Raw genomic sequence first — 13,886 nt, forward strand, 5'->3', positions numbered from 1 at the left:
TCCGAACTCTTAGCTAACCCCTTGCACTCCTTCCGAAGTCTCAGTCATTCTCGCCCTCACTCCTTCATCGCCCCGGCCGTCAGGCCCTGCACAAAGTACCGCTGGACGAACGGATAGATAGCCAGCAGCGGCAGGATCGCGATCATCACGCCCGCCATGCGGACGTTCGGGGTCGTCACATCGCTGCCGGAGGTGGAGTCGGACAGAATAATTAGCGAGCGCAGCGCGATCTGCAGCGTGTATTTCGACGAGTCGCTGATATACAGCAGCGCCGGGGTGAACTGGTTCCAGCGGCTGACGAACTCGAATAACGTTACGGTGGCGATCCCGGAGGCCGCCAGCGGCATATAGATCCGGAACAGAATTCGCAGATCCCCGGCGCCGTCGATCCGGGCCGACTCCTGCATCTCATAGGGCACGCTACGGAAGAAGGAGGCCATCAGCAGAATGCTGAAGCCCGAGACAATGCCGGAGAGCACCAGCGCCGACAGCGTGTTGAGCAGGCCCAGCTCCTTATTCACGATATAGAGTGGAATCAGAATCGCTTCGCTGGGAACGGTCATGGTCACGAACAGGAAACCGACCAGCAGTCTTTTGAACGGAAAGAAACGGATCATCAGGGTATACCCGGCCATCGAGCAGAGCAGGACATGCAGGAGTGTACCGGCAAAAGTAACAATCACATTGTTCATAAACGGACGCCACAGCGCCATCCTCGACCACACCCGCTGGTAGCCCTCCAGGCTGAAGTCGGCCGGCAGGAAGCGCAGACCGGGCTGCATGGACGCCAGGCTGCCGGACAAGGAGATAATCAAAGAGTTCCAGATCGGCAGAATCATTGTGAGCGACAATAGAATCAGCAGCAGTCCGTTGACCGCCCGGAGCGCGGGATGCAGCCGGGTGTCGGCTGCCCCGGACCAGAGCCGGGGACGCCGGTTCAGCCCCTTGCCGCGCTTGCTGGCAGCAGGTGCTGCTATTTTGTAAGATTGCATGGCCCGGTTCTTCCTTTACGAAAGGTCATATTTCGACACCCGCGAGAAGATGAAGGTCAGCAGCAGCGTGGCTGCAATGATCAGAAAGCTGGCCGCCGAAGCAAGGTCCATCTGGAACTGCTGGATGCCATTTTCATATACATAGGTCATCAGCACATCCACCTCCCGGTAGATCGCCGGATTCCGCATGACAACCAGCTGGTCGAACATCCGCAGCACACCGAGCAGTTGCAGCACGAACACCGTCTTCATCGTGGGAACGAGCTGGGGAAGCGTCACATACAGCAGTTGCTTCAGCCGCCCCGCCCCGTCGATCCGCGCTGCCTCATACAGCGACGGGTTAATGAGTGTCATCGCGGCCAGATAAATAATGCAGGTGTAGCCCATCTCCTTCCACACAGAGGTGCCGATCATGATCCACCGCGCATACCGCTCCTCCGCCAGAAAATGCACCGGCTGTCCCAGACCCGCCAGCTTCAGCAGCTCGTTAATCATCCCGCCGTCCGGGGAGAGCAGGACAATCCAGATCCCGCCGACGATGACCCAGGAGAAGAGATGCGGGAGGTAGAGGATCATTTGGTTGATTTTGCGGAACAGCGGATTCAGGACTTCACCCAGCGACAGGGCGGCCAGCAGCGACGCAACAAATCCGAAGGCCAGTTGCCCCGCCCCGATCATCAGGGTATTCTTCAACGCCTGCCAGAAAAAAGGGTCGGCAAGCACCGCCTTATACTGGTCCAGTCCGACGAACGGCCGGTCGCCGATCATCCGGAACTCCTGCAGGCTGATGGTGAAGGCCCGCAGCAGCGGGAAATACAAGAAGATCAGGAAATACACAATGACCGGTATGAACATGAGGTAGAGACCGGTGTGCTGGCGGAATCTCGGCATAGCGCTGCCCCCTCTTTTCTGCTTAATAGTCTGTTACGTCGGACAAGCAAGCGGAAAGAGCAGCACGGCACCAACTGCCCGCGGCGCGCTGCTCCTCAATCTTATTAATCAATAAGTCCGGCGGATTTCAGCTCGGCATTCATGGACTTCACCGCTTCGGCTGCGGGGAGTTCGCCCATCATCGCTTTGAAGGCGTAGCTCTGGACGATCTTCTCGGCATTAGGCCAATCCGCCGTCGACAACTCCACCGCGGAATTGTTGCTGAAGATCATCTCCCGCGCCTCCATCGCCCCCGGAAGGGTGCCGATCGGGTTCACGAACTTGGTGTTGCTCGGAAAAGGCGCACCGTGATCCATCCCATGCTCCCCCCCTGTCTCGGTCAAGGCATAGCTGCCGTCGCTGCCCTTGGTCCAGTCCACCCCTTCAATCCCCAGTGTCGACAAAATATTCCCGGGCTCGCTGTGCCAGAACTCCATGAAAGCGATGGCGGCATCGGGATGCTCCGCATTCACCGGAATGCCCCAGACACTGGGGTCGCCGCGCCGCAGCATATAGCTGCCGTCCGGGGCCGCCGCTCCCGTGATGCCCTTGGCGACGAAGGCCGTATCCGGGTCCTCGGTCTGGCGCATATTGTTGAACAGCCCGACCCAGGCATCCCAATAGGTGACCATTCCGACACGGTCCGAGAGGAACAGCTCCCGCATTTTGGCCGTATCGTTGGTGGCGAAGTTCGGGTCGAGAATCCCTTCCTTATATAGCTTCGCGAACCATTCGTAGACCGGAACCGCCGCTTCGGTGGCATACGGAATGCTGCGCTTGCCCTCGCTGTCAATGACATAGCGGTATTTCACGCCCGCCGCGCTCATGAAGCCCTGAATGTCATAGAGCCCAGAGGTGCTGAGACCATAAGTGTCCGCTTGTCCGTTGCCGTCCGGGTCTTGCTCCTTGAACGCCTTGAGCACGGTGTAGAATTCATCCAGCGTTGTCGGCTGATCCAGCTCCAGCTTGTCCATCCAGTCCTGACGGACGATTGGCAGCGTGCCGCCCTCCTTCTTATTGAAGATGGAGTAGATATCGCCGTCCCCGTATTTCACCTGCTCCCACTCGCCGGGCTCGATTACCGCAGGGTCGGACAATACCGGCGAGGCCTCGATAAGATCGTTCAGGCGTGTCAGCACGCCCTGGTCCACCAACTGGTCCATCTCCGTCTTGCCCATGTAGACGAGGTCGTATTTCTCGCCCCCGGCCAGCGCGGCCATCAGCTTCTTGGAGTAATCGGCCGCCGGCTTCTCGATTTCGATCTCGATGCCGGTCAGGCGCTCGATCTCCTGCTCGAACTGCTCGTTCTCTTCGGGCGTTTTGCCGCCGGCGACGCCGGACAGGATGCGCAGCGTCTGCTTGGCGGGCTTCTCTGTGGCCGCCGCTGTCTGGGCCGGCGCGTTGCCTTGCGACGGACTGCCTGAGGCGGTGGCGGTGTTGCCGTTGCCCGCCGCGTTGTTCCCGCAGGCCGACAGTGTAATCGCCGCAGCGACAAGCAGTGTGAAACCGGTGGATCTTCGGATACTGGACATGAATTAGAACCCTCCCGCTATATTTTAGTGGCACATGATCCCTTGAGATCGAGTGTTGTGCCGATAGCCACTTGCTTGATTTGCGCTCCCCGGCCTTCGCAGCGTTCGATCAGCAGCTTGGCCGCTTCGAAGCCCAGGCCCTCGGCATTCAGATTCACCGTCGATAATTCCGGCTTCAGCCGGATTTGTTCCCCAATGTTCATGAACGCGAATACGGACAGCCGGGCAGGAATGTCGATGCCCGCTTCCGCTGCGGCCCGGTAGACGATGGCCGCCTCCCAGGACGAGTCGGTCACAATCGCCGTGACCTGTGGCTTGCGCCGGAGCAGCTGGCGGACATGCTCCAGCAGCGTCTCTTCCGTCATGTCCTGCTCCCGGTGGAACAGCAGCGACTCCGGGACAGGTGTCCTCCGCGTCTGGAACGCCGCGCGGAAGCCTGCTTCGCGCGCCAGTGCGACGGTCGTCTCCCTGGCCGCGTTCAGGAAAGCAATCTGCGTGTGCCCCAGCTCCAGCAGATAATTCGTCACCTGCTGCGCCGCCCCGGCATTGTCATTGTCGACGGAGCTGAGATGGGGCGCGTAGGCATACGGCGGGCGGCCGATGACCACCATCGGCATGCCCTGCCTGATCCGCTCTTCGATCCGCTTGTCCGGATCGGTCGGGTCGAGCACAATTTCGCCGTCCACCGGACTTTCCGCCACATACTCCGGCTCCATCGTCCACGGCTGCGGCACGGTGTTGATCAGCAGCCGGTAGCTGTATTCGCGGCAGGCCTGCACAATGCCGTTCAGCAGCGCGAAATGAAAGGAAGTAAAGGCGGACGGGTTCTGCAGCAGCAGACCGATAATCCGGTTCCTCGGCAGCCCCTGCTGGCGCGCCCAATAGGTGGGATGATACCCCAGCTCCTTGGCCGCTTCCATCACCCGCTTCGTCACGGCTTGTCCAATCGGCCGTTTCTTGCTGAATACATTGGAAACCGTGCTCTTGGAGACGCCTGCTTTCTTGGCTACATCTGTAATGGTTGCCATCCCATCCTCCTTTCGCCTTATGGTTAGGATAACGTCCCGTTATTAAACTGCCGTTAGCTTGGTTTTGCTCTTATGTAAAAAGCGTCGAACCAGTTCGACGGCAAACGAATAAGCCCGTTCCGTAAGCCATGGGTGGTTTACGGAACGGGCTGCTTTTTAATGAAGGGAGGGTTAATGATTTGAAGCAAAGAAATAGATGGAAGAGGTCAATGCAATGAATACTACAACAACACCTGCAATGATCCATAATACTTTATTTTTTGACATAATCGTCGGCGCCTCCTTACAAGTACGAGGTAATATATCCCATACGATAGCATCAGTATTTAACATATATACCCACTTGATACAACTGAACAACAGCACTAGATGAAAACATAAAAAGGGCAGGCCGAAGGAATGCTCCTCCAACAGCCTGCCATTATCCGTACCCTTGGTTCTCTTTCACGAAATAACGAAAGAAAGTAAAGTAACCGATGCAGTGGTGGTTATTTGCTCATTAAAACCAAGTCGTTGAATTTTAGGTTAATCCATAATAAATGGCATATAAAAAGACACACGAAAGTGCGTCCTATATAGAATGAACTAAGATTTTTGTGTTGGGATTAGCCGTGACGCAAGAAAACATTTGGACTTCCGGTCGTTTCCCGTCCGTAGATTTCTTGATTGATACCGCTTGTTGCGGTTCCGGCCTCCGCCTGATGGCTTTCCGCAAGCTGATAGGCGCAGCACGGGCTGTCATCGTTTTAAGCTGCTGAAATGCAGATCGTGATTATCCTCCACACAGGTCAAATCAATTGGCGATTTTCCAACTGGAGTTTGCCTTTCAGAAGCCATCAGCCGCAATGAAATAACGAGCTCTTCATGACCTCACTAACCGCCGCTAAGCTGCTAATTGCAGTTTGTACAACTATATCCACCTAAACAGGCCGTTTCCCGGCTATAGTTGCATTTTGTACATCTATTTTGTTGCTTTAAGGCAGTTTGATCCCAATTTGCTGATTTTAGTTGCACGAAATACAGCTATCCCTCAAAAATGGGTGCATACCTAACAAATAGTTGTACGAAATACATTTACCCTTGTGAAATAGGGGTTGCTTTTCGTTCATCATACCTAAACAGAGCCGGACAGAGCCTGCTGCCAGCGAATCCAACCAGCAACTAGCGGTATTCATCTGGAGATCGGGAATGGGCAGCGGCGTACGGAAGTCCATAACTTTAATTCACTTTCCGGCCTTATTCAGCCTAATCTTAGTTCAACTTATATAGCTACAATATATTTTATAATCTAATTTTACTTGCCGCAGCTTCTGATAGTGCACGAAGTGACTTTAAATCGTCATTGATTTGTTCATCCGTTAGGCTGGTTTTATCGGGAACGCTCCAATTATACTTTTTACGACGGTTTGATACCTTGCGTATTATTTCGAGTGTATCTTCCTCTTGAAAAGAGGCTGGTTTCTGATCCGACGATACAATTTGATTGTTCAGCATACGCTTCATGATATCAACTCCTTCGCTTAATAAACTTGGATCCTGAAAATCCCCGGAAAAGCAAAAAACATTTGGTAATATAAATTTACCACGTTCATACCCCATATTCAACGAAATGCGGTAATCCTCCACAAGGCTTTCCTTCAAAATATGTATTTTTTCGATGGCTGTTAGTCCAACAAAATATGGGTAACGTTTTTCCACACAGTGTAGATATCCGTAATGCAAGAACCATAAATAGATCTCTTCAAGCATATAAGGCGAATAGTTTAAAGAATCAAATTCCCTTATATTAAGAACATGGCCGTATTCATGCTGCAACGACTGTGCACAACGCTCATGGACATTTATCATATTAAGATTATCTAATAACGAGCTTTGTTCATCAGGATTCATCAGCCCAGAAAACACCAATGACAGTGCTTCTCTTTTATAATGCTCCACCTCTTTTTCAATCCGCACTCTAGTATCATCTGGTAAAAGAAGAATTCTTTCTTTGCTGCTACTAAGTGAACGATACATACAAGCAGGTCCGTCTGCATTAATGAGGGGAGTGATGAATCGAAAATATAAGTTGAACACTTCTACCTCATTAAGACGCGCTCCCCGTTGGATTGCTTTCTTCACTCCTCCACTCACTTCATGTTTTGTTCTTGCCGGATGCTTGCTCTCTAGTACTTGCGAACTGTCCTGAATCAATTCCAAAACCAGTGCAGCTTTCGCCTTAATTACATTTTGAAATTTTCGATTTTCTCGTTCAAACCACATGATATCATTTAAGCTTTCAAACTCGACTTCATCCATCTTAATGTCAGATTCATCCTCTAGGCTGCTGTTAATTTCAGAGACCATATCCGCCTTAAGCTTGTCCATTATTTCACCCGCTTCCAGTCTATAGTCAGCAATCCTTAACCATAGAAGTTTACAAAAGGCCAGTTCCCTGTGCCAAGACTGGAAACTGACCTTTTGGTATACTACATCGCCTTATCATCCACCGAGTCCAGCCAGGATTTAATGGAACCGATCACTGAGCTGACGCAGCCGTCCTCGAACGGTGAGATCAGCCCGGCCAGCTTCACCAGACTGACGAAGTCCTGGCTGCCGCCGGCCTTGCAGAGCCGCAGATAATCGCTCCAGGCTGCGTCGAAATCCTCGTTCGCCCGTTTCCAGAACTGGAAGGCACAGAGCTGGGCCAGGGTGTAATCGATGTAGTAGAACGGACGGCGGAAGATATGCATCTGCTTGTGCCAGAATCCGCCCTGCTCCAGATAACAGTTGCCGTCGTAGTCGCGGTGGGGCAGATACTTCTGCTCAATCTCCCGCCAGGCCTGCTTGCGCTCCGCCGGTGTCGCTTCCGGGCGGCTGTACACCACATGCTGAAATTCATCGACAGCAACGCCGTACGGGATAAACTCCAGACTGTCGGCCAGATGGGTGAAACGGTACTTGTCCGCATCCTCTTCAAAGAACAGATTCATCCACGGCCAGGCCAGGAATTCCATGCTCATCGAATGAATCTCCGCAGCTTCGTAGGTCGGGAACGCATACTCGGGCACATCTAGCCCCCGGCTGGAATACACTTGAAACGCATGGCCCACTTCATGGGTCAGCACATCAATATCGCCGGAGGTTCCGTTGAAATTGGAGAAGATGAACGGGGCCTTGTATTTGCTGATGAACGTGCAGTATCCGCCGAATTGCTTGCCGGGCTTGCTCAGCAGATCCATGAGCTCATTGTTCTGCATGAAGGTGAAGAATTCATCTGTCTCCGGCGACAGTTCCTTGTACATCTTGGCGCCATTCTTTACGATCCATTCCGGATCACCTTTCGGAGCCGCATTGCCGCTAATGAAGTTAAGGCTCTCATCATAGGCTTTCAGCTTCTCCAGACCAAGGCGTTCCTGCTGACGCTGCTTCAGCTTCTGCGCTACCGGGACGATATACTCCAGCACCTGTTTACGGAAGCCCGCTACCATAGCGGCGTCATAAGCGGTACGGTTCATCCGGTCATAGCCGAGCTCCACAAAGCTGGGATAGCCGAGCTTCCGGGCAATGCCGGTGCGGACCTTGACCAGCTCGTCATAAATGCGGTCCAGCTCGCTTTCGTTCTCAGCCATGAAGTCAAATCTGGCGTTAAAGGCACTGCGGCGTGTCTCGCGGTCCGGGGACATCTCAAACGGGGTGAGCTGCGACAGCGTTCGCTCTTCTCCTTCAAACTTGATCTTGGCCGAGGCAATAAGCTGGGCGTATTCCGTGGACAGCTTATTCTCCAGCTGCAGATCGCCGATAATGTCCGGGCTAAAGGTCTTCAGCGACATTTCGGCCAGAGCCAGCAGCTGCGGGCCCCATTCCTGTTCGAACTCCGCTCTGTACTTGGAGTTGACGATAGCTTTGTAATAATCGGTTATGTACTCTTGGAAGACGGGTCCCACTTCATCAAAAAATTCCTGCTCCGCCTTGTAGAACTCATCCTCTGTATTGATTGAATGGCGGACGTAGACCAGATCTTGCAGCGTATCGAATTCGCTGCGAAGCTGATTCAGCGCAGCAACAGCAGCTTTCTGCTCCTCCAAGGAGTCCGCTTCAAAGCCTTTGAGCAGGGTCGTAAATTCCTGCTTATACTTGTCCACATCAGGACGCTCATAAGGATATTCGGAGAATTTCATTTAGCTCAACACCCTTTCTCTACCAGATAGAGTACATTATACTATATGGAAGTGAAAACCAAAACTTCAATTACATCGTTTGATTTTCGCAATTTAATCCGAAGGATATTGGCGCTTTAAACCCATTCAGTCCATTAGACGCTATTTTCGGGCTTTCTTTTTGGACTCAGCAGACTTCTTTGCAATCCGTTCTACATCTGTCATGATCGCTTCTCTTCGCTCTCTCGCTGAAGGGAACGTATTTTCTCCAGAGCGAAATTTGCCGCGGATAACCTTCGATTCTTTAGATTTCATCTCTTCTACCTCCAAAAGGTGATAGAAGCAGTATGGTCAAAACTATGAGAGTCTTATACACGAAAAAAGAGCCTTTGCGGGCTCTCTCTTTATGTTTCTTCTATTCTATTAGGCTCTGCCGGCAATAGTAATCAGCTTCTGAATACTCTCTTCTTGCTGTTCAAGCAACTTAGTCATAGTTTCAGCGGCTTCCTGTGTCCGGGTATTATTAACTCTCAGGACCGCCCAAATCTGCGCACTTTCTTCCTGAATCTTCTCTACATCATCTGTTATGGCCTTCAGCATCTCATTGCTGGCTCTGAAGTTCACCCGTCTAGTTCGCGGCATGATGCGATCCCTCCCATCTCAATAATCCCCGTTCATCCAAATGAATGCAGATTCCCTTAATATACCGGTACATCTCTTTCATCTCTATCATAACATCCATATGCTCATTTGTAGAGTCATAGTGAAAATTATAGATTAATGCACGACCAGAGGGCATATCGATCCAGTAGCTGGCGACTGTACGACCTACCCGGTCACTGGTAGCATATTCAATCGTTCCATCGCCATGAACAAGCCTTACCGAGGAATAGTGAGCATAATCCGGATCATCGACATCAATTACCTCTGGAGTTTCGGTAGTTCCTAATTCACCAAGCCGAAGAAGCATAGGTGCTTTATATTCAAATAGCGAGAAGTCAGTGACAACTCTCAGGTCGTATAGGCAAAAGAGTGTATCACTAGATTTCAGACGGTACAGCGTGCTAATCGCCGAGTTAAACCCATTCTCAAGCACTTTCGCCAATCGGTCAAAATCTCTAATGTGCTGGAGCAGCGCAGTCTCAGTCTCCTTGCTTTGCTTCAGCGCTTCTTCTTTCTCCTGCAAGCTTTTTCGCAATTCTTCCGCCCTGCTTTGTAATTGTTGATTGTTTTCTCTATGCTCGGCAACAATAGATTCCAAACTATTTTCCCTATACCACATTTTAACCATGTTCAGTACGGTCTCAACAGTATATCTATTCTCTCTGAAATAGGTCAGAAACATAAAGTATTCCTGACGTCGAAACAATCTGTACGCATTGGAATTGAAGTATGGATCATCCAGCGTCAGCATACGGTTAAGATTAGCAAAGAGGGACGAGATCAAAGAACCCGCAATTAGGCCATAGCCCACGATAAACGACCATACGGGTAAGGTGAAGTTATTATTGGAGGAAGCTGCTCCCCAAGTAATCCCGGCAGCCGCTAAATACGTTCCCCAGGTTTGCCAACCCAACCGGCTGATTCATTAAACCGTTGACGAGCAGCCAGGAGTTTTGGATCAAAGCTCCGTTGTATCGTTTCAAGCCAGCTAAAGAGTGTTACGCGATCCTCGTATTCTCTATTTTGTTCCTCTGGCAAACATACGCCCTCCTTAATCTATAATATTCCAAATATAGCATAGATTAATGTTTGCCAGAAGGTTATGACGAATCTCTGCATTGAGCTATTCCGTGCGCTAGAAGTAACTGTCGATCAGACTGCGGACCACAAGCTGTCCGTTGAAGTCTTCAAACGTTAAAGGACCGGATAGCTTAGCCTTTCAGCCCAAATGAAGGAGAAATGGTTGTCCATCGCCGGGTTAATGATGCTTGTCCTTTGCTTGTTCCGTCAGATGCAGATTCAGGATGGTTTCATAGCCCTTGGGAATGCTTACAGTTGACATGTCGGGTTTCCTCCAATAATCTCCTATTTATGGGCAAAAGCCCGTGCAACACTCATGTATCTTATGAGTCTCCGGAGAAAAGGTTACCACCCGGTCAACGTTACCCCCAGATCGCCATGACCCCCTGAATGCCAAAATAGACTCCGAATCCGATCAGGGAGGCGCCGGAGATCATGGAAATCCCCTTCAGCATCCGCTCGTTCAGGTAACGCCGCAGCCCCGTAGTCAGCGAAGCTACGCACAGATCCCACAGCGCCAGTCCCAGGAAGATCATGCTGCTGTAGATCAACAGATGGGCCGTGCCGTAGGAGGAAGCGGTTTTGGCCAGAATTGAGCCGTAAATGCCCAGCCAGAACAGGATAGAGAGCGGGCTGGTAATGGAGACCATGAAGCCGGTCATAAAGCTCCGGAATAAGGATTCTTTATTGCGCATCGTAGCCTGGATATCGATTCGCTCCGCGGAGACCATACTCTCCACACCGGAATACACCAGCACCAGCCCCCCGAACAGCCACAGAAAGATTTGCACCTCCGGCAGATTCAGAAACCGGACCATCCCCAGATAGATGAGCAGCATGAAGATGCCGTCTGCGATCATCGAGCCGGCCCCGACAACCCAGGCATTCCAGAACCCGTTCTTAATCCCTTTGTCGAGCCGTGCGGAATTGACCGGCCCCATAGGCGCGGCCAATGTTAACCCGAGAAAGATATAACTGAATAACAGCTGGACGCTCAACCTTCCTCACTCCCCCTTGCAAGGTACTGACTTGTACACTTTATGATGGGGAATGGCCGTTCATACATCTTGTACCAGACGCGAAGTGTCGCTGCTGCCATTTGGCTATCCACCATCAGGACCCGCAATTAGACCTCTTCCTGCTTTTCCGCCGCAACATTGGGAAGTATGTGGGGACTTTCTTTTATATCGCCTAACTACACCCATCATATACAGCTTGGCCGGGGGCCGGTATTAACCTACATTACACCTTTGTTCCAGGCGGCACTTCCCTTATTGCTGCTTGGCGTCATCCTCTTGCGGAAAAAGCTCAAACGGCCCGCCAAGCTGTAACATCCAGCATCCGGCGGGCCGCAATCATGACACAATAACCGCCTCCAACTCCAACACAGGCCCTGTTTGGGCAAGCTCTGTTTGGACTGGGTCTTGTGGACAGGCTATGTGAGGACAGGCTCTGTTTGGAGTGACCTGTGAGGACAGGGTATGTGAGGTCAGGCTCTATTGGCGGTTATAGTAAGCGAGCTGTGAGCAAATAACGGCTTTATGCCGTTGCAGCGTTCCCTGACCGCGTGTTGTTCCGTGATCGTTGTAGTAAACCGTGCTTGATCTCCCGGGCTCAGACTTCCGTCACAGCTTCCCTGCCGCCCATTTCGCGGCATTCACGATCCATTGCCCGTAAGCCTCATGCTCGAAGGACGGCAGATGATGACCGGGCATCAGGTACACCACGCGGCCCAGCCCGTAATGCCGTACCCAGGCGGCCGGCCACTCCTCTCCCTCGTGCGAGTAGGTCAGCAGAACAGTAAGCTCTGCGAGCGGGTCCAGCTCGAACCGGTACGGCTCCTCATCCAACGTGAAGGCTTCAAGTCCTTGCGTTAGCGGATGGCCGACGTCGGCAAGCTGGAACGGAAGCGTCGTGTACGGCGGATGCCCGGTGAATTGGGCGCCGATCAACTGGCTCAGCTCCGGGCTGGCCTGCAGCGAAATCCCGTTGTGAATAACCAGCAGCCCACCGCCGCCGGCCACGAATTGCAGAAGCCCGGCCGTCTCTTCCGCAGCCGGAGCCTGCTTCCAGCTGTCCGTATATGAAATGCACAGCTCGTAGGGTTCAAGGCTCTCCCGCCGCAGCAGTCCGGTTCCCTCAACCGGAGTCAGCTCGGCGGTATCTGCCAGGATATGCTGCAGGCGCCCCTCCACAGCCCCCAGCGGGTGATATGGAGCAGCTGTGTAAGTCCCGATAAGCAGCGTGCGAATTGCCATTTCGATCAGCCTCCTTGAATTATGACTATATAAATTGGAACGCAAAAGTAATGGAGCGGAAGTTTGGAACTCTAGGTAGGCGCAGAAGCGTAGCCTGGCTGTGGAGTTGTTGAGGTCGGTTTTTCGCCTACATTTTCCCTGTTTACCCTCGCTGGAGCACATTGTGGTCGGTTTATCATACACATTTGCCCCGTTTACCCTCTCCGCAGCACATTGTGGTCGCTTTTTCATACACATTTGCCCCGTTTACCCTCGCCGCAGTACATTGTGGTCGTTTTTTCATACACATTTGCCCCGTTCATCCTCGCGGCAGCACATTGTGGTCGGTTTTTCGACTACATTTAGGAATGTTCGGCCGCAGACCATGGTGAAAGCTATCGCTGGCGCTGGCAGAATGAGCTATTTTCAAGTGGATCATAGCGATTATCGAACTAGACTATAGCTAAACAGCACCAACGGGTCACAGAAGCGGCGAAAATGTTGTGAGCAGTGTGCAATGAGCAGTGTGCAATGAGCAACTTCACCCGCCCCTTACCAGGGAAGCGTATTTCCCTCATAATCAATGAGAGCGAGCCCTTCACCGGAATAACCCGGGTCAAGCCGCTGGTCAACCAGCCGCAGGATATATCCGGCGGACTCATCCGGAGTCAGCTTCCCCGCCGTATCCAGCTTGCCCTGCATATAGGTCCGGACATGGCCGGGATGGATTACCATCACCTTGCCACCCTTAGGTGTGATCTGGTTGTAGATCAGCCGGGACTGCATATTAAGAGCCGCTTTGGACATGGAGTAGGCGTACCAGCCGGTCCGCCAGCAGTCCCCGATACTGCCAGCCTCGGAGGAGATATTGACGATCAGTTTACTCCCGCTCTCCAGAATCGGGCCGATCAGCCCGTTCGACATTCGCAGAGCTCCCAGCGTATTCACGCGGAATACCTTGTCCATCTCTGCAAAATCCAGCTCATCTTCGATCGTGGCCTCCATATCCCCCAGTATCGCCCCGTTATTGATCAGAATGTCCAGCCGGTCCGTAACGGCCGCTACCGACTCCAGCGCTTTACTGACGCTATCTTCATCGCCAATGTCCAGCGGAATCCGCTTCAGCCGTCCGCCGCCTAGCTGCTCCAGCCGTTCAAGCTCATCTCCGGCTTCGGCGTACTGTCCGGCCAACACGTGATAGTCCCGTTCGAGCAGCCCCTTCACCAAGCTCAGTCCGACTCCCCGGTCGGCTCCGGTAACGAACGCCCATCGGTTCATATGCTTC

The 13,886-nt window shown here is 52.5% G+C and carries 12 protein-coding genes; all 12 read right to left on the bottom strand.

Annotated elements, in window-relative coordinates:
• Window positions 1-56: 56 nt before the first annotated feature.
• The 12 genes from F1379_RS02910 to F1379_RS02960 all read right to left on the bottom strand — a co-directional run bounded on the left by F1379_RS02910 (window position 57) and on the right by F1379_RS02960 (window position 13,879).
• Complete coding sequence (locus tag F1379_RS02910) at window positions 57-992, bottom strand: carbohydrate ABC transporter permease (protein ID WP_150266145.1); 936 nt, start codon at window positions 990-992, stop codon at window positions 57-59.
• A 15-nt stretch (window positions 993-1,007) separates the two neighbouring features.
• Window positions 1,008-1,883 (bottom strand): ABC transporter permease subunit, encoded by an 876-nt coding sequence (locus F1379_RS02915; protein ID WP_150266147.1) that lies wholly within the window; start codon window positions 1,881-1,883, stop codon window positions 1,008-1,010.
• A 104-nt stretch (window positions 1,884-1,987) separates the two neighbouring features.
• Window positions 1,988-3,454, bottom strand: coding sequence for an extracellular solute-binding protein (locus F1379_RS02920; RefSeq protein WP_150266149.1), 1,467 nt, complete (start codon window positions 3,452-3,454; stop codon window positions 1,988-1,990).
• A 17-nt stretch (window positions 3,455-3,471) separates the two neighbouring features.
• Window positions 3,472-4,482 (bottom strand): LacI family DNA-binding transcriptional regulator, encoded by a 1,011-nt coding sequence (locus F1379_RS02925; RefSeq protein WP_150266151.1) that lies wholly within the window; start codon window positions 4,480-4,482, stop codon window positions 3,472-3,474.
• A gap of 1,281 nt (window positions 4,483-5,763) precedes the next feature.
• Window positions 5,764-6,849 carry a hypothetical protein gene (locus F1379_RS02930; protein ID WP_150266154.1) on the bottom strand — a complete coding sequence of 362 codons (1,086 nt, stop codon included), beginning with the start codon at window positions 6,847-6,849 and terminating at the stop codon, window positions 5,764-5,766.
• A gap of 101 nt (window positions 6,850-6,950) precedes the next feature.
• Complete coding sequence (locus tag F1379_RS02935; protein WP_150266156.1) at window positions 6,951-8,642, bottom strand: M3 family oligoendopeptidase; 1,692 nt, start codon at window positions 8,640-8,642, stop codon at window positions 6,951-6,953.
• A gap of 141 nt (window positions 8,643-8,783) precedes the next feature.
• A complete protein-coding gene (locus F1379_RS29700) occupies window positions 8,784-8,936 on the bottom strand; it encodes a hypothetical protein (RefSeq protein ID WP_162551062.1) in 153 nt (50 codons plus the stop codon).
• A 108-nt stretch (window positions 8,937-9,044) separates the two neighbouring features.
• Window positions 9,045-9,263 carry a hypothetical protein gene (locus F1379_RS02940; RefSeq protein WP_150266158.1) on the bottom strand — a complete coding sequence of 73 codons (219 nt, stop codon included), beginning with the start codon at window positions 9,261-9,263 and terminating at the stop codon, window positions 9,045-9,047.
• Complete coding sequence (locus tag F1379_RS02945; protein ID WP_150266160.1) at window positions 9,250-10,197, bottom strand: hypothetical protein; 948 nt, start codon at window positions 10,195-10,197, stop codon at window positions 9,250-9,252. The genes F1379_RS02940 and F1379_RS02945 overlap by 14 nt, the downstream gene beginning before the upstream one ends.
• 529 nt (window positions 10,198-10,726) lie before the next feature.
• Complete coding sequence (locus tag F1379_RS02950; protein ID WP_239004532.1) at window positions 10,727-11,362, bottom strand: LysE family transporter; 636 nt, start codon at window positions 11,360-11,362, stop codon at window positions 10,727-10,729.
• Between the two features lie 627 nt (window positions 11,363-11,989).
• Complete coding sequence (locus F1379_RS02955; protein WP_150266162.1) at window positions 11,990-12,622, bottom strand: ThuA domain-containing protein; 633 nt, start codon at window positions 12,620-12,622, stop codon at window positions 11,990-11,992.
• Between the two features lie 531 nt (window positions 12,623-13,153).
• Window positions 13,154-13,879, bottom strand: a complete 726-nt coding sequence (locus tag F1379_RS02960) for an SDR family NAD(P)-dependent oxidoreductase (protein WP_150266164.1) — start codon at window positions 13,877-13,879, stop codon at window positions 13,154-13,156.
• Window positions 13,880-13,886: the final 7 nt, after the last annotated feature.

Origin of the sequence: Paenibacillus tepidiphilus, from assembly GCF_008635795.1 — a bacterium.
GTDB lineage: Bacteria > Bacillota > Bacilli > Paenibacillales > Paenibacillaceae > Paenibacillus_AQ > Paenibacillus_AQ tepidiphilus.